This is a genomic window from uncultured Roseovarius sp., assembly GCF_947489715.1.
Taxonomy (GTDB): domain Bacteria; phylum Pseudomonadota; class Alphaproteobacteria; order Rhodobacterales; family Rhodobacteraceae; genus Roseovarius.
Genome location: NZ_CANLER010000010.1, coordinates 24,112 through 48,743, shown reverse-complemented (window position 1 = coordinate 48,743; position 24,632 = coordinate 24,112). Strand labels below are relative to the sequence as shown.

Genomic DNA, 24,632 nt, shown 5'->3' with positions numbered 1-24,632 from the left:
GATATGCAATACTGGCTTTTCAAATCCGAGCCTTCGACCTGGAGTTGGGACAACCAACAAGCCAAAGGTGAGATCGGTGAAGAATGGGACGGCGTGCGTAACTATCAGGCCCGAAACTTCATGCGGCAGATGCAGATCGGAGATCGTGGGTTCTTCTATCATAGCCAGACGGAAAAAGCAGTTGTCGGCATCGTCGAGGTTATCGCCCTTGCGCATCCTGACAGCACCACAGATGACGAACGCTGGGAATGCGTCGACATCAAAGCCATCTGCTCAGTCGAAAATCCAGTCACACTTGAAATGATCAAAGACGACCCACGCCTGACCGAAATGGTCTTGGTCAGAAATTCCCGCCTGTCTGTGCAGCCAGTGACAGAAAGCGAATGGCAGATCGTTTGTGAAATGGCGGGTATATCGGCTTAGCCGAGTGGCTTAAAATAAGCGGTTTAAACAAAAGAGGACTCTGATAGGGGTGCTAATTATGGAATTTCTGAACGTAATTGTAGCTGCTGTTGCATCTTATGCTTTTGGCGCCGTTTGGTACATGAAGCTGGCTAAGCCGTGGATGGAGGCATCTGGTGTAGAGGTTGGTGAAGATGGTCAGCCTGCGAATAAATCCAATCCGATACCCTATGTTATTGCGTTCGCGATGGCCGTAATCGTGGCTGGTATGATGCGGCATATCTTTTCTTTGAGCGGTATCGATAGCTTTGGAAAGGGTTTGATTTCAGGGCTGGGTATCGGGCTTTTCTTGGCGAGTCCTTGGCTAATCACATGTTATGGCTTCAGCGAGCGACCGTTTAAACTCACGCTGATCGACACGGGCTATATCACTTTTGGCAGCGCAATTATCGGGGCGGTTCTAACGCTGTTCTGATAGCAAAAAACGAACGGAGGGCACAGGCAATACGCCGGTACCCTCCGTTACCCCACGTGCTCCCTACACACCACACGCGTATATCGAATAGGTTCCGGCCATACTGGCCTGACATACGGAAACTACCCCAGATACGCAGATTTCACAAACGACAAGTACTTAGAATAAACTTCAAATAAGCTCAATAATTCAAACGAAAAACGCCCACCAAAAAGGGCGGGCGCCCGAATATCAATATCGACAAAAGATCAGCCGTAGACGGATTCTTTGCCAAAATGTTTGGTCAGCATATAGTAGACTACTGCGCGGTATTTATTGCGCTCAGAACGACCGTAGGTATCGATTACCTGATTGATTGCATCCATCAATTGCGGTCCATCAGAAAGACCCAATTTCTTCACAAGAAAATTGTCTTTCACGGTTTCCAATTCTTGATCTTGCCCGGCCGCAACGGTCGACGCGTCAGCATCGTAAATTGCAGGCCCGCACCCGATGGTCACCTTTGTCAGCAATTCCATGTCTGGCGCCATGCCACATTTGTCACGCAAATCATCCGCATATTTCGCAATCAGATCGTCACGTCGTCCCATTAATAATCTCCCTCCTGACCGGCAACTCACCGGTTTGTTTTACTGAATTAGCCCCCAAGCGGCGCTGGCGACACGATAACCACACTTGTATTTGCCTCAAAGGGAAAACTTGGATGTTTCTCCCCTTCGGCCATCAATGGCACACCGTCCTACTGGTACTTTTCTGACAGAGCTGAACAGTAAAGATATGTTCTCGATAAAAACCTCTCACGATTGCTGCGGCTTGCGTTAGCATCCGGCGGCTTTATCTTAGGAAAAAGGCACGTCAGAATGTCTGACGCGCCAATCCTACTCGCAGAGCCGTGCTCGCTCAGTAGCGATAGTGTTCGGGCTTGAAAGGACCCTCTGGTTTGACACCAATATATGACGCTTGATCGGCGCTTAGTTCGGTCAACTTAACGCCGATCCGATCCAGATGCAGGCGCGCGACTTTTTCATCTAGGTGTTTGGGCAGAATAAAGACGTTATTGTCATACTCATCGCCCTTCGTCCAAAGCTCAATCTGCGCCAATACCTGATTGGTAAAGCTGGCTGACATCACGAAACTGGGGTGGCCGGTCGCGTTCCCGAGATTCAACAGACGACCTTCGGACAGCAGGATCAATCGATTGCCATTCGGCATCTCGATCATGTCGACCTGTTCCTTGATGTTGGTCCATTTATGGTTTTTCAAGTTGGCCACCTGAATTTCATTATCGAAATGGCCAATATTACCAACGATCGCCATGTCCTTCATCTCGCGCATATGCTCGATGCGGATCACATCCTTGTTGCCGGTCGTTGTGATGAAGATATCAGCATCTCCGACCACATCTTCAAGCCGTACAACCTCGAATCCATCCATCGCCGCCTGAAGCGCGCAGATCGGATCAACCTCAGTCACTTTCACACGGGCACCGGCGCCACGCAGCGATGCCGCAGAACCTTTACCGACATCGCCATACCCCATGACAACCGCGACCTTGCCAGCCATCATCGTATCTGTGGCACGGCGGATGCCATCCACAAGTGACTCCTTGCAGCCGTATTTGTTGTCAAACTTGGATTTCGTAACCGAGTCGTTGACGTTAATAGCCGGAAAAGGCAATTGACCCTCTTCGACCATTTTATACAGGCGGTGCACACCGGTGGTTGTCTCTTCGGAAACACCTTTGATCATGTCACGCTGTTTGGTGAACCAGCCTGGACTTGCTTTCAGGCGCGTGCGGATTTGCGCAAAAAGCGCCACTTCTTCATCCGATGTCGGGGTCGCGATCAGTTCGGTTTCGCCCGCCTCTACCCGTGCGCCAATCAGGATGTAAAGCGTCGCATCTCCGCCATCATCCAGGATCATGTTCGCGCCTCCCTCAGAGAATTGGAAGATACGATCCGCGTAGTCCCAGTATTCTTCTAGAGTTTCGCCTTTGACGGCAAAGACCGGCGTACCACTTTCTGCGATTGCTGCCGCTGCATGGTCCTGGGTTGAGAAAATATTACATGAAGCCCATCGAACGTCGGCGCCTAGCGCAACCAACGTCTCAATCAGAACGGCTGTCTGAATCGTCATGTGCAGGCTGCCAGCGATCCGGGCACCTTTCAGAGGTTTTGCATCACCATATTCATCGCGCAGAGCCATAAGCCCTGGCATTTCAGTTTCCGCAATATCCAGCTCTTTCCGGCCGAATGCGGCTAGACTGATATCTTTGACCAGGAAGTCTTTCGCCATCTCGTGGCTCCTTGCAAAATAGGTTTTCAAGGCAGATAGCACTCGACCACCTGTTCGGCAATGCGGGATTAGCTTGTGATCTCTTCTAGGGCTGGGGCTTTGAAACCAACCCTATTCTGTACAGTCGTAACGATGCAGCTATGCGCATCAGGTAGCGTGATGAATACAATAAAACTGCCTGTCTTTTCGGACGTCCAAATCTCCAGCAGTTTCTGATTGCTTCGCAAGCCTCCGCTCTCAATTTGCACATTGTAATTGCTAGTAAATTTTCGCACCAAGGCATCGCGCGGCATAGAATTTGAGGCTTGCGCCAAAACAGGCGACATCAGGGCAACCGCGCCAAAGGCAAATGCTACTGAAAAAGAAGTCTAGACATGGTGTTGCTCCTCATTGAACTCACCATTTCAGCAGGTGAGGGGCCCGCTCTCGATACCTTAGACATGAAGATCGGTGGTGCGGTACGCGAGGAAACTCAGCACAACGGCGTGTTTGCGCTGGAAACACGCATCAGACAACGCCGACCTAAAGCGGGGCATTGCCTACTTTAAGCTTTCAGTGCCCTCAGGCTCATTCAGTAGATGCGCCTGATGCCAATCCGTACCAGTAGCCACGATGCATGCCAAACCTTCGGGCGTGGTCAGGATCACTGTAAAAGTGCCTGTTTTCTCCGAAGCCCAGACTTCGACGACCGATTGCGTTGATTGCGAAGCTTGAAGGCCACCACCGGCAAAACTTTCTGAATAATGGGACTTTAGTCGCTCGACGACCATTTCACGTTTGGCGCAATTCGCTGCATATGCGGGCATTGATGCCGCTATCAAACCAAAGCTCAGACCAGTCCCCAACAGATGCTTGTACATAGCAAGCTCCTTTTCTTTTCTGAAACAGGGGACCACGCAAAGGGAGGATTACGTGCCCCCCTGCATTGCTTATTCCGCGCTCAAGGCCAGTATTTCAAGCCCCGATCACAAAATGGCAGCAGATCGTGAGGCAAGAATGCGACCGAATTGTGGCAAATCCCTTCATCGCGCCTTTCGCACTATTCTGTGAAGCCCAATTGCACATGTACTGATGGCAGGTTACGCAAACTGCGTTTGAATAGTCAGGATCAGTTTCCATGTTGCAGAACCGCAAACTCAGATTTTCAAACACAGGTGCCCGTGTTCAGTACCATGTATTGATGGGTCTCTTTCACCTGTCGATAACGCGTGGCCTTTATGGGCTGTTTGCCCGTGGCCTGGGACATATCTTTTATAACGAAAATGCTGTCTATCTTACCCAAAATGGAGAACCGCCGTTCAAAATCTATTTGAATGATGGATACTGGACACGCTTTGTGCTGTATCATCATGATTATGAGCCTGAGGTAGAAAAGGTGATCAAATCTGCCACAGGACACACGGATTTATTCTGTGATCTGGGAGCGAACAAAGGATATTGGACAGTCCGCGCCGCCCATTATTTCCCGCAAGTCGTCGCCGTTGAAGCATCAATGAAAACTTTTGACGCTTTGAAAGAGAATACAGTGAACCTTGCCAATGTGACCCGTCACAAACGCGCCATTCATGCGAAGTCCGGGCAGAAAATGCAATTCCTCAATGTCCCTCTCAGTCACGCGTCGGCCCGAATTGCAAGCGTAAGCGAGGGCGCTGACGAAACGGTTGAAACCATTTCAATCGACAATCTGCTGGCTACTGGAACGGCGGCTTTGATCAAACTAGACGTTGAAGGCGCTGAAATCGCCGCCTTTGAAGGAGGGAAGCGAGCTTTAAAAGAGGGCTCTGTTTTTATCTACGAAGATCATGGGAATGACCGCGAATGCCTGCCCAGTGCGCATCTGCTGAGTGATCCAAGCATCAATGTCTATTCCATCTCTGGAAAACCAAAAAGGTTAAAAAATATAGGCGACGTCCAAAAACTGAAATCAGATATCTTCAAAGGATATAATTTCATCGCCGCACATGACGACTCGCCGCTCTTGTTGGCTATTCTGGAAAATTTTGCAAATCACACTTCTTGAAGCTACGAGTGATTTACACAACCAAACGGAGATACCATGCCAAAACCCCGCGCATGGCAAAAAATGCTTTCTGGCCGACGACTTGATCTTCTGGATCCTACTCCAGTGGATATCGAGATCGAAGATATCGCCCACGGTCTCTCCTTCGTAGCACGCTGGAACGGACAGACGCTTGGTGATTTCGCTTATTCGGTCGCCGAGCATTCACTGCTGGTCGAAAATCTATTCGTGCGGCTTAATCCCAAAGTCCCGCCTAAATGGTGTCTGGCAGCGTTGCTGCATGACGCACCGGAATACGTGATTGGCGATATGATTTCTCCGGTAAAAAACGCTGTTGGCCCTGGTTACGGAGAACTGGACCAACGACTGACCGCAGCAATACATATCCGCTTTGGATTACCCGCATCGATCCCAATAACGGTCAAAAAGCAGATCAAAAAAGCAGATAAGATCAGTGCATGGATGGAGGCGACACGGATAGCAGGATTTACCGAGGCCGAGGCCAATCGCTTTTTCGGCAGGCCCGATCAATCAGTCATCGACGGATTAGATTTGTGTCTAAGAGCCCCAATTGAGGTGCGCAAAAATTATTTGAAGCGCCACGCCGAGTTGATGGCCAGGCTTTGATGCAAAAGCAATAGTGGCTGAAACAGTCGAATTTCTACGAAATTGAGCTTGTTCACCGAGGTGAACGCTTAGCCAAAATGCGTTGCAGCGTGCGGCGATGCATGTTCAGTCGCCGCGCGGTTTCGCTCACATTTCTGTCGCAGAGTTCATAGACCCGTTGAATATGTTCCCAACGCACTCGGTCAGCGCTCATCGGGTTTTCCGGTGGTGGCGGTAATTCATCTCCACTAGCCAAAAGCGCATTGGTGATATCTGTCGCATCAGCCGGCTTCGAAAGATAATCTGTCGCGCCAATCTTAACTGCCGCAACTGCCGTAGCAATTGCACCATAACCAGTCAGAACCACCACCCGACTATCTGGGCGGCGTTCCCGAATGACTTCGACAACATCCAACCCGTTGCCATCTTCGAGACGCAAATCGCAAACCGCAAAAGCGGGCGGCCGCGCGGTAGCAATGGCCTTTCCAGCTGCAACGGAACCAGCTGTCTCTACCGAAAAGCCGCGTTTTTCCATTGCCTTTGCCAACCGCCGCAGGAACGGCTCGTCATCATCCAAAAGTAGAAGGGATCTATCCTCGCCAATTTCGCGCAGATCTTCTGCCATAAATCCCTCCTGTTCGGCGCATGTCAAAAAATGGTAACGTGCGGTGCAAGTGACGTCAAACGACACTCAGAATAATCAGCTGGCATCGATGAAACATTGCACATGCTCTGCCATCTTCTCAGCGGTATCAGCACGGTTGAAAAATTCCACAAATCCATGCTCGGGCAACATCAGATAAGTCTGCGTCGAATGATCAACCAGATAAAAATCCTCCGCGCCTTCATTAGCTTCGTGAATTTTGAAATATGCTCGATAAGCTCTGCTGGCTGCTTTTACCTGCTCTTCTGATCCCGTTAGGCCAAGCATTCGTGGATGCATGTAATCCGTGAACTCGGCAACCACCTCCGGCGTATCGCGTTTTGGATCAACCGTGACAAAGATTGGTTTTACAATCGTGCCACGCTCTTCAAGCATGGCTACAGCTTCGGCATTTCTGGCGGCATCGATCGGACAAACATCTGGGCAGAATGTATAACCGAAATAGACCAGAGAAGGTTTATCGAGAACCTCTTTTTCGGTCACCGTTTCGCCTGTTTCACTGACCAGCGTGAATGGCCCGCCGATTTCTCCTGGTCCACCTGCGATTATCGAAGACCGGCATTGAGCAAAACGGTCGTCGGGCGCAAAGATTTTTGTAGTTGCGTAGATACCCCCCAACAACAGAAGAAGCACAAGGCTGGCGATAATCGCGATATTGCGTGTCATGATCTAATCCTTACTCTGTCGGGTGGCAGTGCAGTTCGGTGGCATATCTAGCACCGGAATTCCAAACCGCAACGGGACTAAGGCGCGCAGATGACAGACATAAATTCAGAGCCCCTCAAATCTCGTGACAGCGGCCATTGGATTCGGTTGCGCACATTGGTCTTGCTCAGATGGTGGGCAATCGCAGGCCAAGTTTCCGCGCTGATTATTGCGGAGCGGCTTTATAATCTGAATCTTGAAACTGGGTTATGTTATCTTGTCATTGGCGTTTCGGTTCTCAGTAACCTTGTGGCATTTTTTGTTTACCCAGAAAACAAGCGGTTGCGTGAAACTGAAACCATGCTGTTTGTTCTGTTTGATATGTTGCAACTCGGATTGATGTTGCATTTGACCGGTGGGCTTAACAATCCGTTTTCCATTTTGATTGTGGGCCCGGTAACGGTTGCTGCGTCAGCGTTATCTTCACGCTCCACGTTTTTCTTGGGTCTTGCCGCCATCGCCATCGTTTCATTGTTGATGGATTTTCATCTGCCACTTCGCACTGAGCAGGGATTTATTCTGCGCGTTCCCGATATCTTTCGCTTCGGAAACTGGGTTGCGATTGTAATTTCCGTAATTTTTTTAGGCGTCTATTCCCGGTGGATTGTTACCGAAATGCACGCCATGTCCGATGCGCTTGAGGCTACACAAATGGCGCTGGCACGCGAACAGAAACTGACAGATCTTGGTGGTGTCATAGCTGCTGCTGCACACGAGTTGGGTACACCTCTGGCAACCATCAAGCTAACAAGTTCAGAATTGGCGGACGAGCTGGACGACGCTCCGGAGCTTCAGGACGATGCTCTATTGATCCGCGAACAAGCGGACCGTTGCCGCGACATCCTCAGGTCGATGGGGCGCGCAGGCAAAGACGACCTTCACCTGCGAAAGGCGCCGTTGATGTCGGTAATAGAAGAGGCTGCCGAGCCACATCTCGACCGAGGTAAATCGGTGAATTTCGACATTCATCAAGATGCAGGTGATGAAAAATCCCAGCCTATCATCCTGCGCCGTCCCGAAATCATTCACGGTTTGCGAAACCTTGTACAAAACGCGGTAGATTTCGCGCAAGCAAACGTCTGGATCGAAAGCGGTTGGGATGACAAAACGATTACTCTTCGTATTATGGATGATGGTAAGGGATACCCACAACATCTGCTAGGTCGTATAGGCGAGCCTTTTGTACGGCGCCGTTCAACACACGATCCGCAACGACCCGGATACGAAGGAATGGGATTAGGTCTGTTTATTGCCAAAACCCTGTTGGAACGATCAGGGGCCGATATGAGCTTTGCAAACGGATCCGATTCATTCAGTTCAGATAGCTTTAGTGCCAACCGGTCTGGTGCTGTCGTCGAACTTGTTTGGCCCAGACATATGATAGATGCGATGTCAGCCGAGAATTTACTACCCGAAGGGCAAAATCAACCGTTTACCGCTTAAGCTATTTGCTCTTCATTTACCTTAGTTAACTTTGCTTTAACCAAGTCAGGTCAACCTATCTTCTGCGGCTTGCAGAGGATTTTTTGCCGATGGATGGAAATTTGATAATGTCACTCGCCGGTTTGCTGACCGTGTCAGTAATGGCGGCGATCACTGTGTTATGGGTTTCGGGCATTCTCATTGGCATTCGCCAGAAACCTAAAACCGCTCTGCCATCCGAGCCTGTTTCGGAGAACACCATTTTGTTCAAAAATGGCGTTCTTGCCGATCATGATTACAACGCAGCAGAAATATTGACCGGGTTCGAAGATTGGACCGACCTTCGCAACTGGTTGGGCACACGCTTTGAGGGATTGCCAGAATATCTGCCCGACGACACCACAAGCACACAAAGTTACTCAGCGACGAATAGGGCAGAGGATAACGCGAGTGTGAAGATCACTTCTGATGCAGGTATCACACGCGTCATTCTTACCGACCCAGTACCGTGTCAGCCCGGAGAAAGGCATCAGGCGCTTCATCTGAAAACTGCATTCATCGAGGACCATGCCGCTTTAAAGGGCGCTCCCTACCCGATCTGGAAAACAGACAAGGAAGGTCAGATCGTCTGGCAGAATGATGTCTGTGAACAGGTTCTATTAAAACAGTTGGACAAGATTCTGGATGGTATAGATGCGCCCATTGAACCGGGAACCCGCGCCAACGCTCGAATAGCGATCGCCCATCCGTTGGGTGAGGCGCAAACGTGGTTTGACGTCCACACGACAGCAACGGATCAACTTCTTTTTTATTATGCCATTGATGTAACTGACGCGGTGCACGCTGAGGCGGCCCAACGCGAATTCGTTCAGACCCTGACAAAAACATTCGCCAATCTAACGACAGGGTTAGCCATCTTCGACCGAAACCAGCAACTCGCGCTCTTCAATCCTGCACTTGTCGACCTTACTGCTCTACCCGCTGAATTTTTGAGCGGGCGACCCAGTCTAATGAGCTTCTTCGACAATCTCCGGGATCGTCAGGTGATGCCCGAGCCCAAAAGTTATGCCGAATGGCGGACACAGATTAGCGAAATGATTGAAACGGCTTCGGACGGTCTTTATCAGGAGACATGGTCGCTGCCGTCGGGTGTTACGTATCGCGTCACCGGGCGGCCTCATCCAGATGGTGCTGTAGCATTCCTCTTCGAAGATATCACTGCCGAAATCTCACTCACGCGCCGGTTCCGGACACAGAATGATCTGCGCCAATCAGTGATGGATAAGCTTGACCACGCGGTTGCGGTCATTGCGTCGAATAACGTTGTGATATTCTGCAACGCCACCTGGACTGATATGTTCGGTGTCGACCCCGATACCAGCTTTGCCGAGCTCGGCATTCGCGATTTGGTTGCAATTTGCAGGCAAAAATTCCCCCACCCAGAATTCTGGAAGACCGTCGAAACACAAACCACCTGCAAGACACTTTCGCACTCAATTGAAGAGACAATTGATACCAAGTCAGGGGAACAGCTTCATTGTCGATTGGTTCCGGTGGCAGGCGGTGCGGCACTGATATGCAGACCCGTCGGTCTGAAAGTGGAAAACCCAAAGATCGAAACTGTCATATCGTGATGTTTGTTGCAGCCAAATGCGCCGCGTGTAGTGTCGCAATATGGTACAAGGCACCGTCCAGTTAGAACTCGCTACTCCTGAAGAAACCTGTCGGTTTGCGATCGGACTTGGAACACAACTTGTGCCAGGTGATACCATATTATTGGCAGGCAGTGTTGGATCAGGAAAAACCCATTTTTCGCGATGCCTCATCCTATCGCAAATGGAAATTGCCGAAGATGTCCCATCACCAACTTTTACCCTCGTGCAAACTTACGAGACTTCAATTGGTGAGATTTGGCACGCAGACCTCTACCGCCTTTCAAATTTCTCGGAGATTGAGGAGTTAGGCCTGAACCAAGCTTTCTCAGACGCAATTTGTTTGGTCGAATGGCCCGACCGCTTAGGAGGTCATTCACCTAAGGATGCACTGACAGTTAGCTTGGATGCTCCGTTCGGTGATGATAGACGGTTGGCAACACTGATCTGGGAAAACCCAACTTGGGAATGTAAACTGAAAAAGGTTCTGAATGACTGATCGCCCGAGCCTGGCACGCGCATTCTTGCTTGAGGCAAAATGGGCAGATGCCCAGATGAAACTCTTGGCAGGTGACGCTTCAAACCGCAAATATCACCGACTGACATCGCCCGAAACCGGTGAAACCGCTGTTTTAATGGATGCACCACCAGCTAAAGGGGAGGACGTGCGCCCTTTTGTTTACATTGCCAAATATCTTTCGAGCATCGGCCTCAGCGCACCGCGTATACTAGCCGAAGATAATGCTCAGGGGTTTCTGTTGATTGAGGATTTGGGCGATGCGCTATTCACCCGTGTCGCCGCTGACCACCCGACGCTTGAAAAAACGCTCTATACGGCAGCAACAGATGCCCTGATCGATCTGCACAAACACGCGCCACCCTTAGATTTGGAAAGCTACGATTCAGCACTTATGAGTGATATGGCTATCCTATCATTCGACTGGTACGCCGCAGCTGTTGAGCAACCGACAATCGAGGCTCGGCATGATTTTCATACTGCTATCTGCGATGTTCTTACCGATCATGTAGCTGATGGCAGCGTGTTGATACAACGCGACTATCATGCCGAAAACCTTTTGTGGTTACCAGATCGCGTGGGCATCGCTCGTGTAGGCTTGTTGGATTTTCAGGATGCGATGCTTGGCCATCGAGCATATGATCTCGTTTCGCTATTGCAGGATGCGAGACGCGATGTTCCCCACGAAATCGAACGAGAAATGATCAACCGATACGTCGCTGCCACCAACGTCATTCCAGAAGATTTTGAATCAGCATATCGTTGCCTCGGTGCACAAAGGAATCTACGCATCTTGGGTGTCTTTACTAGGCTTTGCATACGAGACGGCAAATCAAGCTATATTGACCTGATCCCACGTGTCTGGGAGCATCTGCGACATGATCTGGCACACCCGGCTCTTACGAAGGTCGCTGAGATAATCAAAACGAAACTGCCAGAACCGATGCCACAAACACTTCAAATACTGAAAGACAAATGCGCGACCGTCCCAACTCAGTAATGCTCTTTGCAGCCGGTTTCGGGACGCGTATGGGGTCGCTCACCGCTACCTGCCCAAAGCCGCTGATCAATGTCGGGGGCAAACCACTCATTGATCATGCCTTGGACCTGGTCCGCGCCTACAATCCTGCCAGAATCGTTACCAATCTCCACTACCTTCCCGATCAGATCGAAGCGCACCTTTCAGGAAGTAACGTTTCTTTTTCGCGCGAAGAGCCGGAAATCCTTGAGACCGGAGGGGGCTTGCGGGCGGCGCAGTCTTTTCTTGGTGCGGATCCTGTTTTTACCATGAATACCGATGCGATTTGGCAAGGACCTAACCCGCTTAATTACCTAGCGCATCGATGGCATGAGGAAGAAATGGATGCGCTCCTTCTATGCATTCCCAAAGCGAAAGCGCTCGGACACCAAGGTGAGGGTGATTTCATCATTGATAGCGATGATCATGCTACACGAGGTCCTGGGCTGATTTACTCTGGTCTTCAGATCATCAAAACCAATTTGCTACCAACTATCGAGCAACGCAAATTCTCGCTCAATCTATTGTGGGACATAATGCTATCCGAAGGTCGACTCTGCGCAGCGGAATACCCCGGAAATTGGTGCGATGTCGGGCAACCGGAAAGCATTGCGCTTGCCGAAAGCCTTTTGAACGATGTTGATGTTTGATCCTGTCGACAGCCCTCGGGTTTTCGGCGTTCCGATTGGCGTCGATTTTCCAAAAGCATTGGTAGACGGTTTGCTTGAACGAAGCCGCGATCAACCGCCAGATGCAGTTGCCCGGATTCAACTGGTCGTCAACACGCGCCGGATGGCCCGACGTATTCGCAACCTGTTTGATGCCGGGCCTCAAATGCTATTGCCGCGCATCAATCTTATCACTGATCTGGGCGAACACTGGGGCTTGGCAAATATACCAGATGCGGTTCCGCCCCTCCGCCGACGCCTCGAACTGGTACAACTTTTGTCGGCACTGCTTGAACGTCAACCTGATCTCGCACCGCGTTCCTCACTCTACGATCTTGCAGATAGCCTAGCGGCATTGATGGATGAAATGCAGGGCGAAGGTGTTTCACCCGATGCGATTGAGACACTTGATTTGACAGACCAATCCGGACATTGGGAGCGTATTAAGTCATTTCTCAGCATCGTTAGACACTATTTTGACGAAGATAATAATCAACCGGACACCGAAACGCGTCAGAGGCTGGTTATTGAACAAACGATCAGGCGATGGCAGAAAAAACCTCCTGAAAACCCTGTCATCATTGCCGGTTCGACCGGCTCGCGCGGGGCCACGCAATTGTTAATGCAAGCGGTTGCTAAACTGCCACAAGGGGCCGTCATCCTTCCAGGCTTTGACTTCGATATGCCCGAACATGTTTGGCCAGCACTCGATGGCAACATTCCCGCCGAGGATCATCCTCAATATCGCTTTCACAGCTTCATTAATAATCTCAATCTATGCTTGTCAGATATCCCCAAATGGTCGCAAACAACGCCATTTAACGATGCGCGAAACCAGATCATATCTTTGGCCCTCCGGCCCGCACCGGTAACCGACCAATGGCTGACTGAGGGCATAAAGCTCGATGACATCAACACTGCCATGCAGGATGTCACCTTGGTCGAGGCCCCAACGCCACGACAGGAGGCGCTGTCTATCGCCATGGGTCTGCGTGACGCTGCGGAAAAAGGGCGGACCGCCGCTTTGATCACACCCGACAGAACGCTCACGCGTCAAGTAGCTGCTGCGCTTGATCGTTGGGACATCCTACCAGATGACAGTGCGGGTACGCCCCTGCATCTCTCACCCCCGGGCCGTTTTCTAAGGCATGTCAGTGATCTCTTTCGTCAGCGTCTAAGCGCAGAATTGCTCCTGACGCTTCTAAAACACCCATTAACCCACCGCGGCGCCGAACGCGGGATGCATCTTCTTTTGACCCGTGAGTTGGAGCTACATTTACGCCGCAATGGCCCACCTTATCCGGAAGTAGATGATCTGAAGGCCTGGGCCGAGGGGCGAGAAGAAGAGATTGCGGTACGATGGGTCAAATGGCTCTGTGTGAACTTCATAGGCCACTACGCCACTGAAGAGCACAGTCTAGAAGCGCGCGTTGCAAGTCATCTGGGCCTTGCTGAGAATATTGCCCAAGGGTGCAAGTGTGAAGGTTCTGGCACGCTTTGGCATGGTGATGCCGGGCGTTTAGCATGCGCCGCTATGGACGAGCTTGGACGTGAGGCCGCGTACGGAGGCAAGATAAATGCAAATGACTACGCTAGCCTTTTCCATGCTCTTTTATCGCAAAAAGAGGTTCGTAATCCGGTTGACCCACATCCCAATATTCTGATCTGGGGTACGTTAGAAGCGCGCGTTCAGGGCGCCGATTTGCTTATATTGGCAGGCTTGAATGAAGGCAGTTGGCCCGAAGCGCCCTCTCCCGATCCCTGGCTTAATCGGTCGTTGCGAAATCAGGTTGGGTTATTGTTGCCTGAACGTCGCGTAGGACTTTCTGCGCATGATTTTCAACAGGCCGTCGCTGCGCCGGAAGTGTGGTTGACCCGATCCATCCGCTCCGACGATGCAGAAACCGTGGTTTCCCGCTGGCTAAACCGTTTGAAAAATCTTCTGGGTGGCCTCCCCAATCAAGGAGGAGAAGCCGCGCTGGAAGAAATGAAAACCCGCGGAAATTATTGGCTAACTCTTTCTCGAATTCTGGAAGAACCTGGTCAAGCAGATCCCGCATCGCGTCCAGCACCATGCCCACCCGCCGCTGCCCGCCCCAAGCAACTTTCCGTAACTGAAATCAAGCACCTCATCCGTGACCCCTACGCAATTTATGGCAAACACGTTCTGAATCTCCGGCCGCTTGACCCGCTGATGAAAGCCCCTGATGCATTGCTGCGCGGCATTATTCTGCACGAAATCTTGGAGAAATTTATCCGCGAAAGCAAATCGGATATGACCAACTGCTCCAAGGAAAGGCTGATCGAAATCGCCCTTTCGGTGCTTGATCAGAAAGTTCCATGGGCAGCAGCGCGCGCCACATGGTTGGCACGGTTGGAACGTATTGCAGACTGGTTTGTCAGTAATGAAATCGTCCGCCGTGAGCTGGCTGAACCGGCAGCTTTCGAAGTGAAGGGCAAAACGGTTCTACCCGATTTGAATTTCACACTGTCCGCAACAGCTGATCGGATCGACATCGACCGAAACGGTAACTTGCATATCTACGACTATAAGACCGGATCACCACCCAGTAAGGATCAGCAGGCCCATTTCGACAAACAATTGTTGCTTGAAGCGGTTATTGCTGAACGTAGCGGCTTTGAAAACATCAATCCGGCGTCAGTCGTTAGGGCTGTTTTCATCGGACTCGGTTCAGGTGGCAAGGAAGTGAATGCCCCGCTGGAAGCTGAGCCGCCAAATCGTGTGTGGGCTGAATTCAATGAATTGATTGCTACGTATCTTGATTTCGATACTGGCTTTACCGCGCGTCGCGCAATGGAATCCAAGCGCGACCTCAGCGACTATGATCAACTGGCCAGATTTGGCGAATGGGACATCACCGATGATCCCGTGAAGGTTAAATTCTGATGCATCGTGATGAGGCAACCCAGAGACAGATCGATGCTGCACGGCCCGACAAGTCGACCTGGCTATCGGCAAACGCTGGTTCTGGTAAAACCCGTGTCTTGACTGACCGCGTGGCAAGACTGCTGCTTGAGGAAGTTGATCCTCAGAATATTCTTTGCCTGACCTACACCAAAGCCGCTGCTGGAGAAATGCAGAACCGGCTTTTCCAGCGGCTGGGTAAATGGGCGATGCTGCCGAGCGATCAGCTATTGGCGGAGCTAACGAAACTTGGTCTAACAGGAGCCATTTCTACCGAACGATTGTTGGATGCGCGTCGTTTGTTTACCCGCGCAATCGAAACGCCTGGTGGATTAAAAATTCAGACAATCCACTCTTTCTGCGCGGCTCTCCTGCGAAGGTTCCCACTCGAGGCTGGTGTCAGTCCGCAATTTACAGAGATGGATGATCGCACTGCTAGCCTATTGCGCGCCGAGATTATTGAGGAAATCGCTGAAGGCCCAGAATCCGCCGTGCTGTACGAAGTGGTCCGTCACTATTCGGGTGAAAGCTTTGACGAACTGACGGATGAGATCGTTCGCCATCGCACCAGATTTTCTGAACCACTCGACATACACGCTCTGACAGCGGGTTTTGGACAACCATCTGATCTGACACTCGACAAGGTTGTAGATTCCGTTTTTATCGGTAACGAGCGCCACCTTCTTGATCAACTGGTTCCTGCACTCCTTACAAGCGGAACCAATGACCAAAAAGCTGGTCGGAAGCTTTCTAGCCTAGGAAAGTTGGACATCAGCGCCTTGCCGATTCTAGAATCCGTATTTTTAACAGGGTTAGGTGCAAAAGATCCGTTTTCAGCCAAGATAGGCTCTTTTCCAACGAAAAGTTGCCAAACCGTTCTTGGCGCAGTCATGCCCGAAATTGAAGCTTGGATGCAGCGTGTCGAAACAGCGCGTGAGTCACGTCTTGTTTGCGAAGCAGTAAGAAAAACCAACGCTTTACACGCTTTTGCACACACTTACCTGCCGGCCTATGAGACCGCAAAACAACTGCGCGGCTTGCTCGATTTCGATGACCTAATTTTACGTGCCCGCGATCTGTTGACCAATCCAAAGGTCGCCGCATGGGTGCTATTTCGGCTTGATGGTGGTATCGACCACATCCTCATTGACGAAGCGCAAGATACAAGCCCGGTTCAATGGCAGGTAATTGAACTCCTCGCTCAGGAGTTCACAAGTGGCGAGGGTGCGCGTGGTGACGTGCAGCGAACCATATTCGTCGTGGGTGACAAAAAACAGTCAATCTATTCTTTTCAAGGCGCTGATCCGAATGAATTCGACCGGATGCAGGTCGAATTTGCCACACGCCTCAGAGAGGTAGGTACACCGCTTAAAGAATCAGAGATGGCCCATTCTTTTCGATCGTCACAGGCGGTCCTTTCATTAGTGGATCAGGTCTTCTCAGGATCTGAGAAATCTGGCTTTTCGCCGAAACAGAGCCACATTGCACATAAATCCTGTCTACCTGGCCGCGTGGATCTATGGCCCTATGTCGCACCTCCGGAAAAGGAAGATATGCCACCCTGGCACATGCCAGTGGATGTCAAAGCAGCCAACGATCCGGACATATTGCTGGCCAGGCAAATAGCTAAAGCCATCAATGGGCTGATCCTTGAAGAATACCCAATTCCCTCAAGCGAAATTTCGGATGATGGCGAGCACGCGTCAGAACCGGTGCAGCCCGGTGATTTCCTGATCCTCGTTCAACGTCGAAGCGATTTATTTCACGAGATTATCCGCGAATGTAAGGCGTTGGATTTGCCAATTGCCGGTGCGGACAGACTGAAGGTCGGCGCGGAACTCGCTGTACGCGATCTGACTCATCTTTTGTCTTTCATTGCTACGCCAGAAGACAGTTATTCCTTGGCGGTCGCGCTAAAATCCCCGCTGTTTGGTTGGAGCGAGGCTGATCTATACGATTTGGCACAAGACCGCGCGTCGAAATACTTGTGGGCTGAATTGCGCAATCGTTCGTTCGACTTTCCAGAAACGATCAGTATTCTCAATGATTTACGTCAAAAGGCGGATTTCCTACGCCCATATGATCTTATCGAACGCATTCTGACCCGCCATCAGGGTCGAAAACACCTATTGGCACGGCTGGGTTCCGAAGCAGAAGATGGTATCGACGCCCTTCTCACACAGGCGATGGCGTATGAGCGAAAAGCCGTGGACAGTCTGACCGGTTTTCTGACCTGGATAGAAACAGACGATCTGGAAATCAAACGACAGATGGATAGCGCCGGCAACAGGATTCGGGTGATGACTGTGCATGGAGCCAAAGGTCTTGAGGCGCCGATTGTTATTCTTCCAGACACCGGAAAGCGCAACCTGGTGATCCGAGATCAGATTATCGCGTCGGCTGGTACAGCATGTTGGCGACCCAGTTCAGATGCGTCCCCACAAAAAATCAAAGAAGCAGTAGATGAAGCCAAAGCCGCACAGATGGCGGAGCGTGATCGGTTGCTTTACGTGGCAATGACCCGTGCTGAAAAATGGTTAATCGTCGCCGCGGCAGGTGAAAAGGGTACCAAAGGCGAGACGTGGTACGAGAAAGTCGAAGCGGGCATGCAGATCAGTGAGGCACGTCCCCACGATTTCCCGAATGGAACCGGCCTACGCATCGAATATGGTAATTGGGCAGGAAAAGAGATTAAATTTGCCGAAAACCGTCCCAGTAAAGATCTGGAGATCCCCGCGTTTTTTGGCGCACCGGCCCCATCGATCACCCCTGATCCAAAAACCTTGAGTCCGTCTGAGTTGGGGGGTGCCAAGGCACTTTCAGGCGAATTTGGGCTGGATGAGGATGCTGCAAAGCGTCGGGGTCGACAAATCCACCGCCTTTTGGAATTCCTGCCACAAGCAGAACAATCCATGTGGTCTGACACGGCGAGAAGCCTACTTTCACACGGTGAGGATGCCGCAGAGGGTGAAGAGCTTTCCCTTCTGATCGCAGAAACAACCAAAGTACTGACAAAACCAGCACTTATGCATCTGTTCGCTTCAGATACGCTGGCTGAAGTGCCAATTTCCGCAAATTTGGACGCAGTCAATGGCGCGCGCATTCACGGTACCATAGATCGTCTGATCATTAATGATGATCACATCCTCGCAGTCGACTTCAAAACCAATGCTATGGTTCCTGAAACCGCGATCGATGTACCAGACGGTATTTTAAGGCAGATGGGCACCTATGCCCACGCGCTTCAAAAAATCTATCCTTCCCATAAAATCGACACAGCAATTTTATGGACGCGCACGGCCTCGCTTATGTTGCTGCCACACGATCTTTTGACAGATGCCTTGATCAACACCCAGATATCTTGACCTGCCGCGTTGGTCTACATAGGTTCAGCTCAAACCGCTATTACCCTCAGGAGAAATGATCATGGCCACTGTTGCCGTTACGGACGATACTTTCGACGCCGAAGTTAAAAATTCCGACATCCCCGTCGTGGTGGATTTTTGGGCAGAATGGTGTGGGCCCTGCAAACAAATTGGCCCCGCACTGGAAGAACTGTCGAACGAGATGGACGGCAGGGTCAAGATCGTCAAAGTGAATGTTGATGAAAACCCTAATTCGCCATCTCAAATGGGTGTTCGGGGTATCCCTGCACTGTTTCTTTTTAAGAACGGCGAAGTCGTTTCGAACAAGACCGGCGCGGCACCCAAGGCGGCGTTGCAGGGCTGGATTGAAGAAAGTATTTAGTTCAATTCGCTCACGAGACTTAGGGGGCCGCCTTGCGCGGCCCTTTTTGCATTAAAATCCTCTATTTAAAGACGAATCCATTCAGGTTCACAAAGACATTGAACCTGGTGTTCAGACAACGTAAGGCGCGTTGGCTCTCGCGATCCCTCGCACACATCAGAGAATTCAAAATTGTTTGTTCAAGTCTTTGTTGCACCGCTGGATTCATCGCGAGAGCTCCCATCAAAAGAACCGTCAGTATATTCCCAGCCAGCAATGTTCATCCACAACATATTGTTTTCGATGTAAAAGTTCTAATTTTCTCTTGGCATTTCCTCATAAAACCTGACGCAACTCGGCAACAGGTCTTCTGAAATCTGCATGATTCACATCCTTGGCAGTACTGAAGAGTTAAATTTTGGTACTTTAGCGCAAAGACCCACTAAAAGAGCGCAACAATGCGCCTAAAAAGGGTCAACCGAGGCAGAAAAGAGCAGATTCAATGCGTATTGTCCTAACACTGGGGGCAGGGTTGTTCCTGTCGGGTTGCGCTGTTGGCCCGATGTACAAAACGCCCGAAATCAACTTGTCAGACCGCTATTCGCTTATAGCTCCGGTAAGCGAAGCTAGTGCGCGCGATCTCCATTGGTGGACAGATTTCAACGATTCGACCCTGAACGCTTTGGTACATCAGGGTATGCAGGGAAATCTGGACGTTGCAGAGGCTCGGGAACGAGTACGAGAGGCCGAAGCCAATGTCAGGCGGGACGGCGTTGCCTTAACCGGCAATGGTGAGATCGAAGCAACTGGCAACAGCCGCGGAGGCGAGTCGACGCAGGTAAGCGTTACCGGATCATTCGGCTTAGGCGGGCGCACACAATGGGCCGAACGAGCAGCACGCGAACGGCTAGAGGCCGCCGAATTGGGTGTGGGTGAAGCGCGAAGATTACTGCTGTCGAGCCTTGGCACTGCCTATATCGACATGCGCTTCCTGCAACGCACGCTGGAAACAAGACAACAAGACCTTCAATCGCGTCGAAGAACCTTACGCGATCTGAATAAACAACTAGATGCTGGCGCTGCGACAAAGCTGGACGTTCTGCGTGCCCGAGCGCTTGTGGCAGAAACCCAAGCGGAAATCCCCGCAGTCACAGCGGACATAATCCAGCAACGCAACAGAATCTCGACGTTACTGGGCATTCCTGTTGGAGAGTTGGGAATTGATTTGGGTTACAAAGGTTCGCAACCTGCGCCGCGCGGCGTTTCCAATATGGGTGTACCGGCAGACTTGTTGCGGGCGCGGCCTGACATTCGTATCGCCGAACGCCGTTATGCCGCCGCTGTATCGGATGTGGGCGTCGCTGAAGCTTCTCGTTATCCAAGCCTCAGCCTGAGTGGCCTGATCACCGCACCACTAAACAGTGGTTCCTGGAATGAAAGCTTTGTTGCGGGATTGTCGGTACCGGTTTTCTCACAGCCATCGCTAGCTGCATCCGTCGATGCGGCTGAATCCCGGGCACATCAGGCTTACCTGGTTTGGCGGCGCACGGTCTTGGTTGCTGTTGAACAAGTTGAGACAGCGCTAGCGGATCTGAGGGCTTCAAATCAAGCCGTACAAGCTTCGCGAGAGGTCGTTCAATTGAACCAGAGGTCCTTGGATTTGACGCGGCGCTTGCTCGTTGAAAGCGGGGATACAACTGTACTCGATCTAATTGATCGGGAACGATCAGTCTCAAACGCCAGAGCGACCTTGGCAGCCAATATGCGAGAGTTGGCAAATGCCTACATCGCGTTACGCGTTGCGCTTGGTGTCGGGCATGAAGAAATCGCTGAGGTTGTTAGCCGGGATGCTGTCATGAACGCTGGGGAAGTCATCATCGAATAATGTCGGGCAAGCGCTAGTCGACCGGTTCATCCATGTCATCTGTTCGCATAAAGATTGCCGCAACAAATCCGCCGATTGTTCCACCCAGATGCGTTTCCCACGCGACGTTTTTGTCAAACCCATAATACATCAACACATTGAGAATGAGGAGAATTCCAAGCGGCCACAATATTGAAGAGATCTTAAGTACCGCACTGACTTTCTGTCTGAAAGCGTATCGAATGTTCCAATAAATCAAAGCTCCGGCCAGTCCAGAAAGCGCGCCAGACGCCCCAACCATTGGTCGAAACGACGTGGTGAGTATCGCAAAGACACAGGCGCCCGCAAAGGCGGATATCAGATAAATCAAGATAAACCGAATATCTCCCACATCACGAACGACTGCTGAACCCAAAGCTATTAGGGTCACCATGTTCACAACAAGATGTACCAAACCTCCATGCACAACAGCATAGCTGAGGAACATAACGTAGGGCTGCAATTCATAGTTTGGGATCCAACCACCCAACAAACCGGGATAGAAAGCTGTGTTTTGGTAGGTCAGAATTCTAAGGCGTGCTGATCCCCATATCCCTGCATCAGCACCCTGCAACACCAATTCGATAAGCGTCGAACTAAGTACAAGAAAAAAAATCACAGGCGACCAAAAAAAACGGGCATTAACATTTGAGCTCATGACAACGCATTTTCAGTTTTACTCAGCACAAATCGTCCAGATGTTTGATTTGTCTGGCTCGGCAAATGCATTTTAGCGGAAGAAATCAAATTCGCGTTTGAGCGTGACGAAAATCGACGTGGAATCGGATTTACCAGAAGTATCCTGATCTCGGACACGGTATGATACACCTGTAGAAATCTTCCAGTCTTCTGTCACATCACGATTATAGCTTGCCGATACATCCGTTCTCAGGGTTTCATCAGCTGTCGAGTTGCCTTCGGACAAACCATAAGAGAAGTCCAGCCCAAGACTAGAGATGTTGTTGATGTCGTGGTTATAGCCCATCACAGCAGTGGTCGTGATCCGCTCTTCGTCTTCATTACTGATCGAGACGTTGCGATTAATGCCCACTTTGAAATTACCCGTCGCCAAATCTTGCATATAATCCACGCTACCAATCAGTGCCGGATCGCCGCTGTCTTTGCTCGTCGCACCAACACTTACAGCAATCTCCCCACGAGGTAATTCGTAAGAACGTCCGACGCTGACGTTATGGCGAGCCCCGTCCTGGTCACGAGTTGTCGCGTAATTGCCAGTTATGACGCCGTTCGGCATATCATATGACAATGTGGCCCGCCCCGTGACGCCAGAAGTTGTTGTATCCAAAACCCGAAACAGAGTTTCTTCGGTCTCAGAGAACCCGATTGCGGCTTCGAAGCGAAAACGCTCTGAAAGTTCTTGAGCGACACCGACCTCAACAGCGTTTGTATTGCGCTCGGTGCTTTGTATGTCGTCGGCTTCGTAATGGTCGTAATTGAAAACGGCAAAAGCAGTGGTCACATCTGAAAAGCGGAAATTGCTACGAATACCGGCAGAGTATCGTTCGATATCACTCAGTGCTGCGGTTTGCTGGTCATAACTAATACCGCTTGTGCTCGCCGTGAAAACAAACCCAAGGGGAGCTTCCCTACCGATTTCCAGGCTGGCATTCAAATTATAATTGCGACGCGTACCTGATCCTTCAAGATCTTCAAAATCAGGTGGCAAGACGATCACGCCATCATCGTCGGCAAAGTCGGATACCGCTGGTTGAAAGGAGATGTCGCTTTGGCGATAGCTACCATCAAGATCCAGCACGGAATTGGCAGCTTCGCGCATATAAGAAAAAGAAATCCGCGGCTCAACAAAGCCTGTTTCAATGTCACTGCCTGACGGAATTTCTCCGGCACGCAGTTTCGCACCGGCCAGAACAGAAAGCGATTGGTTGTGCGTTTCTGTCGTTAACCCAAACGTCAACGACGTCGTGGAAAGCGTGGTATTTCCTTCTTCGGGGTTTTCAAGGGCAATGTTATCGCCAGCTTCGAAGCGTTGTTCAAAATCAAACGTCATCACAACGCCCTGATTCTCTTCAGCAAGAGCCGGAAGAATACAGAGAGTTAGTCCACTCGCAGCCGCCGCGTGAACAATCTTATGCTTTGCCAATACTGCCCCCTCAAAGTCGGGCTATTCGAATAGTCTTCGTTGCGGAACTATGATCACGTCGCCCGATTCCATGATCGTCATTCCGATGCTGGATTTTCCTTGTAGGATCGCTTTATAGTTTACGGTGTACACCTGCTCCTTGTTGGATTTGTCTTTCCGACGGAGCTGAATGCGTTTGGTTGCTGCGAATTTTGAAAACCCGCCAACCGAAGCCAAAGCTTGCAACATTGTCGTGCCGCTCTCGATCTCAAAAGCGCCCGGATTGGCAACTTCGCCAAGGAAATATATGGTTTCAGTGTCCTTGGAAGCCGTCGAACCACCGCTCAGTGTCGGAGTGCCCAGCTGGGTAACAGATACGAACACGGTCGGCTCAGTAGCAAAATTCGAGGCCAACTTCTCAATTACCTCGCTGCGCACTTCCTCAACACTTTGACCGCCCGCTTTGACGGGACCAGCAAGTGGAAATGAAATACGGCCATCTGGCAAAACGATAACGTCGCGGTTCAAGGAAGAATCTTCAAGCACTTCAACGCGAACGACATCACCTGGTTTGATCTTGTAGTTATCCTGCGCAAGTGCGGGCGCTCCAACAATTGGTAAGAGCAGAAGAGCTGCAAAAATTTTTGTAATGATGCGTTTCATACTAAACTCTCGATTTTTGGGATACTTAAGCGCTTCACATCAAAAATAGGCTGTAATCCAAGGTTACGGAAGAGTTTTTTGGCTTTTTGCAGTATTTCAACCAGTTCTTGCGCCACCCGTGCCAGCGACGCAACAATAATTTTGGCAATCCACGACCAATAGGACGTTTCTAAGGCAACTTAACAATAGATTCACGCTTTTGCCCCAATTTAGGCAAATAAACGCGCCGCACCCAAGAGACGATGATGATTGGAAGGATGCGCAGGGTTGGGAGCCTTTTATAGGGAGCTGACTGAAATGATTGCCTTTGTTTTTTGCAGTGTACTTGCTGGTTTGGTCGCTGGTGTTTTTGTTTTAATCTCGGGTGCTCCACTTATTTCTGCAATTTTCATCTATGTGGGCGTTGGAACTTTAACAATTTTTTCCGTACTGATTCGCACGTTGATCTGCCAGCATATAAGCGAAGGAAAATTTGCTTTTTTGCGCTCGTTTTAGGGAACAAAAGCGCCCTCAACGACAATGCAGCTAAGCTTTTAGTCACCTCCCGCTCATTCACCTTCAATCTTCTTATAAAAATTGACGACCCTCTGATCGCTGTGACAAATCGAATCACAATTGTTTCCAGATTAGAAATCTAAATGGCGGTTTGGCCGCAATGTCTCCAAAACTTTATCAATTTGCGCCCTACGAGCTATCAGAACCGATAACTTTTTCATCGATATCAAAAAACTCCTGTAAAAATACACGGTTAACGTGTATATTCGCAGATGTGGCTTTTGTTAGGCTACAATTTAATATAACGTATTACTGATTTCGAACGGAACCAATTTTAGCATGTGCTGGCGGTGAAGGTCGAAACGGTTATCATA

The 24,632-nt window shown here is 50.4% G+C and carries 22 protein-coding genes; 14 read left to right on the top strand and 8 right to left on the bottom strand.

The features are described 5' to 3' along the window. The first annotated feature begins 3 nt into the window (after window positions 1-3). Both Q1B27_RS20385 and Q1B27_RS20380 read left to right on the top strand, forming a co-directional pair. Complete coding sequence (locus tag Q1B27_RS20385) at window positions 4-423, top strand: EVE domain-containing protein (RefSeq protein WP_299850545.1); 420 nt, start codon at window positions 4-6, stop codon at window positions 421-423. A gap of 58 nt (window positions 424-481) precedes the next feature. Further along, on the top strand, window positions 482-877 hold the full coding sequence (locus tag Q1B27_RS20380) for a DUF1761 domain-containing protein (RefSeq protein ID WP_299850542.1): 396 nt from the start codon (window positions 482-484) through the stop codon (window positions 875-877). Between the two features lie 248 nt (window positions 878-1,125). Here the strand turns inward: Q1B27_RS20380 and Q1B27_RS20375 are convergent, their stop codons facing one another. From Q1B27_RS20375 to Q1B27_RS20365, 3 genes are all read right to left on the bottom strand, one after another. Continuing rightward, window positions 1,126-1,467, bottom strand: a complete 342-nt coding sequence (locus Q1B27_RS20375) for a DUF2853 family protein (RefSeq protein ID WP_299850538.1) — start codon at window positions 1,465-1,467, stop codon at window positions 1,126-1,128. A gap of 310 nt (window positions 1,468-1,777) precedes the next feature. Then, window positions 1,778-3,172, bottom strand: a complete 1,395-nt coding sequence (ahcY, locus tag Q1B27_RS20370) for an adenosylhomocysteinase (protein ID WP_299850534.1) — start codon at window positions 3,170-3,172, stop codon at window positions 1,778-1,780. Window positions 3,173-3,711: 539 nt separating this feature from the next. Further along, window positions 3,712-4,032: a hypothetical protein gene (locus tag Q1B27_RS20365; protein WP_299850530.1), complete on the bottom strand. Its 321-nt coding sequence runs from the start codon at window positions 4,030-4,032 to the stop codon at window positions 3,712-3,714. A 257-nt stretch (window positions 4,033-4,289) separates the two neighbouring features. Here Q1B27_RS20365 and Q1B27_RS20360 point away from each other — a divergent pair, with 257 nt between their 5' ends. Further along, window positions 4,290-5,192, top strand: a complete 903-nt coding sequence (locus Q1B27_RS20360; protein ID WP_299850527.1) for an FkbM family methyltransferase — start codon at window positions 4,290-4,292, stop codon at window positions 5,190-5,192. A gap of 36 nt (window positions 5,193-5,228) precedes the next feature. Then, a complete protein-coding gene (locus Q1B27_RS20355; RefSeq protein WP_299850524.1) occupies window positions 5,229-5,819 on the top strand; it encodes an HD family hydrolase in 591 nt (196 codons plus the stop codon). A gap of 52 nt (window positions 5,820-5,871) precedes the next feature. Here the strand turns inward: Q1B27_RS20355 and Q1B27_RS20350 are convergent, their stop codons facing one another. Both Q1B27_RS20350 and Q1B27_RS20345 read right to left on the bottom strand, forming a co-directional pair. Then, entirely contained in the window at window positions 5,872-6,423 is a 552-nt protein-coding gene (locus tag Q1B27_RS20350; protein WP_299850521.1) for an ActR/PrrA/RegA family redox response regulator transcription factor, read from the bottom strand. 75 nt (window positions 6,424-6,498) lie between these two features. Then, on the bottom strand, window positions 6,499-7,128 hold the full coding sequence (locus Q1B27_RS20345; protein ID WP_299850519.1) for an SCO family protein: 630 nt from the start codon (window positions 7,126-7,128) through the stop codon (window positions 6,499-6,501). Between the two features lie 90 nt (window positions 7,129-7,218). On the opposite strand from Q1B27_RS20345, the gene regB reads away from it, so the two are divergent. The 9 genes from regB to Q1B27_RS20300 all read left to right on the top strand — a co-directional run bounded on the left by regB (window position 7,219) and on the right by Q1B27_RS20300 (window position 20,981). Continuing rightward, window positions 7,219-8,610, top strand: a complete 1,392-nt coding sequence (gene regB, locus Q1B27_RS20340; RefSeq protein ID WP_299850517.1) for a sensor histidine kinase RegB — start codon at window positions 7,219-7,221, stop codon at window positions 8,608-8,610. 89 nt (window positions 8,611-8,699) lie between these two features. Next, window positions 8,700-10,223, top strand: coding sequence for a PAS-domain containing protein (locus Q1B27_RS20335; protein WP_299850515.1), 1,524 nt, complete (start codon window positions 8,700-8,702; stop codon window positions 10,221-10,223). A gap of 40 nt (window positions 10,224-10,263) precedes the next feature. After that, window positions 10,264-10,740, top strand: a complete 477-nt coding sequence (tsaE, locus tag Q1B27_RS20330; protein ID WP_299850513.1) for a tRNA (adenosine(37)-N6)-threonylcarbamoyltransferase complex ATPase subunit type 1 TsaE — start codon at window positions 10,264-10,266, stop codon at window positions 10,738-10,740. Further along, complete coding sequence (locus Q1B27_RS20325) at window positions 10,733-11,758, top strand: phosphotransferase (protein WP_299850511.1); 1,026 nt, start codon at window positions 10,733-10,735, stop codon at window positions 11,756-11,758. The genes tsaE and Q1B27_RS20325 overlap by 8 nt, the downstream gene beginning before the upstream one ends. After that, window positions 11,734-12,426: a nucleotidyltransferase family protein gene (locus Q1B27_RS20320; RefSeq protein WP_299850509.1), complete on the top strand. Its 693-nt coding sequence runs from the start codon at window positions 11,734-11,736 to the stop codon at window positions 12,424-12,426. The genes Q1B27_RS20325 and Q1B27_RS20320 overlap by 25 nt, the downstream gene beginning before the upstream one ends. Further along, the gene (addB, locus tag Q1B27_RS20315) at window positions 12,419-15,352 is read left to right on the top strand and encodes a double-strand break repair protein AddB (RefSeq protein WP_299850507.1); all 2,934 of its coding nucleotides are present in this window, start codon (window positions 12,419-12,421) and stop codon (window positions 15,350-15,352) included. Before Q1B27_RS20320 ends, addB begins: the two co-directional genes overlap by 8 nt. Further along, complete coding sequence (gene addA, locus Q1B27_RS20310) at window positions 15,352-18,735, top strand: double-strand break repair helicase AddA (RefSeq protein ID WP_299850505.1); 3,384 nt, start codon at window positions 15,352-15,354, stop codon at window positions 18,733-18,735. The genes addB and addA overlap by 1 nt, the downstream gene beginning before the upstream one ends. A 61-nt stretch (window positions 18,736-18,796) precedes the next feature. Then, window positions 18,797-19,117 (top strand): thioredoxin, encoded by a 321-nt coding sequence (gene trxA, locus Q1B27_RS20305; RefSeq protein ID WP_299850503.1) that lies wholly within the window; start codon window positions 18,797-18,799, stop codon window positions 19,115-19,117. Between the two features lie 511 nt (window positions 19,118-19,628). After that, window positions 19,629-20,981 (top strand): efflux transporter outer membrane subunit, encoded by a 1,353-nt coding sequence (locus Q1B27_RS20300; protein WP_299850501.1) that lies wholly within the window; start codon window positions 19,629-19,631, stop codon window positions 20,979-20,981. Window positions 20,982-20,994: 13 nt separating this feature from the next. Here the strand turns inward: Q1B27_RS20300 and Q1B27_RS20295 are convergent, their stop codons facing one another. The 3 genes from Q1B27_RS20295 to Q1B27_RS20285 form a co-directional block, all read right to left on the bottom strand. Further along, window positions 20,995-21,657 carry a rhomboid family intramembrane serine protease gene (locus Q1B27_RS20295; protein ID WP_299850499.1) on the bottom strand — a complete coding sequence of 221 codons (663 nt, stop codon included), beginning with the start codon at window positions 21,655-21,657 and terminating at the stop codon, window positions 20,995-20,997. Between the two features lie 72 nt (window positions 21,658-21,729). Continuing rightward, window positions 21,730-23,121 carry a hypothetical protein gene (locus Q1B27_RS20290; RefSeq protein WP_299850497.1) on the bottom strand — a complete coding sequence of 464 codons (1,392 nt, stop codon included), beginning with the start codon at window positions 23,119-23,121 and terminating at the stop codon, window positions 21,730-21,732. Window positions 23,122-23,142: 21 nt separating this feature from the next. Then, window positions 23,143-23,763, bottom strand: a complete 621-nt coding sequence (locus Q1B27_RS20285; RefSeq protein ID WP_299850495.1) for a polysaccharide biosynthesis/export family protein — start codon at window positions 23,761-23,763, stop codon at window positions 23,143-23,145. Window positions 23,764-24,030: 267 nt separating this feature from the next. Between Q1B27_RS20285 and Q1B27_RS20280 the strand changes: the two genes are divergently transcribed. Then, window positions 24,031-24,258 (top strand): hypothetical protein, encoded by a 228-nt coding sequence (locus tag Q1B27_RS20280; RefSeq protein ID WP_299850493.1) that lies wholly within the window; start codon window positions 24,031-24,033, stop codon window positions 24,256-24,258. Window positions 24,259-24,632 lie beyond the last annotated feature (374 nt).

Excerpts from the sequence above, each read along its gene's own strand:
- Q1B27_RS20295 (WP_299850499.1), bottom strand. The coding sequence starts at position 21,657 with ATGAGCTCAAATGTTAATGCCCGTTTTTTTTGGTCGCCTGTGATTTTT.
- Q1B27_RS20350 (WP_299850521.1), bottom strand. The coding sequence starts at position 6,423 with ATGGCAGAAGATCTGCGCGAAATTGGCGAGGATAGATCCCTTCTACTT.
- trxA (WP_299850503.1), top strand. The coding sequence starts at position 18,797 with ATGGCCACTGTTGCCGTTACGGACGATACTTTCGACGCCGAAGTTAAA.
- Q1B27_RS20365 (WP_299850530.1), bottom strand. The coding sequence starts at position 4,032 with ATGTACAAGCATCTGTTGGGGACTGGTCTGAGCTTTGGTTTGATAGCG.
- Q1B27_RS20325 (WP_299850511.1), top strand. The coding sequence starts at position 10,733 with ATGACTGATCGCCCGAGCCTGGCACGCGCATTCTTGCTTGAGGCAAAA.
- Q1B27_RS20345 (WP_299850519.1), bottom strand. The coding sequence starts at position 7,128 with ATGACACGCAATATCGCGATTATCGCCAGCCTTGTGCTTCTTCTGTTG.
- Q1B27_RS20380 (WP_299850542.1), top strand. The coding sequence starts at position 482 with ATGGAATTTCTGAACGTAATTGTAGCTGCTGTTGCATCTTATGCTTTT.
- addB (WP_299850507.1), top strand. The coding sequence starts at position 12,419 with ATGTTTGATCCTGTCGACAGCCCTCGGGTTTTCGGCGTTCCGATTGGC.
- regB (WP_299850517.1), top strand. The coding sequence starts at position 7,219 with ATGACAGACATAAATTCAGAGCCCCTCAAATCTCGTGACAGCGGCCAT.
- Q1B27_RS20375 (WP_299850538.1), bottom strand. The coding sequence starts at position 1,467 with ATGGGACGACGTGACGATCTGATTGCGAAATATGCGGATGATTTGCGT.
- addA (WP_299850505.1), top strand. The coding sequence starts at position 15,352 with ATGCATCGTGATGAGGCAACCCAGAGACAGATCGATGCTGCACGGCCC.
- Q1B27_RS20285 (WP_299850495.1), bottom strand. The coding sequence starts at position 23,763 with ATGAAACGCATCATTACAAAAATTTTTGCAGCTCTTCTGCTCTTACCA.
- ahcY (WP_299850534.1), bottom strand. The coding sequence starts at position 3,172 with ATGGCGAAAGACTTCCTGGTCAAAGATATCAGTCTAGCCGCATTCGGC.
- Q1B27_RS20335 (WP_299850515.1), top strand. The coding sequence starts at position 8,700 with ATGGATGGAAATTTGATAATGTCACTCGCCGGTTTGCTGACCGTGTCA.
- Q1B27_RS20320 (WP_299850509.1), top strand. The coding sequence starts at position 11,734 with ATGCGCGACCGTCCCAACTCAGTAATGCTCTTTGCAGCCGGTTTCGGG.
- Q1B27_RS20360 (WP_299850527.1), top strand. The coding sequence starts at position 4,290 with ATGTTGCAGAACCGCAAACTCAGATTTTCAAACACAGGTGCCCGTGTT.
- Q1B27_RS20355 (WP_299850524.1), top strand. The coding sequence starts at position 5,229 with ATGCCAAAACCCCGCGCATGGCAAAAAATGCTTTCTGGCCGACGACTT.
- Q1B27_RS20385 (WP_299850545.1), top strand. The coding sequence starts at position 4 with ATGCAATACTGGCTTTTCAAATCCGAGCCTTCGACCTGGAGTTGGGAC.
- tsaE (WP_299850513.1), top strand. The coding sequence starts at position 10,264 with ATGGTACAAGGCACCGTCCAGTTAGAACTCGCTACTCCTGAAGAAACC.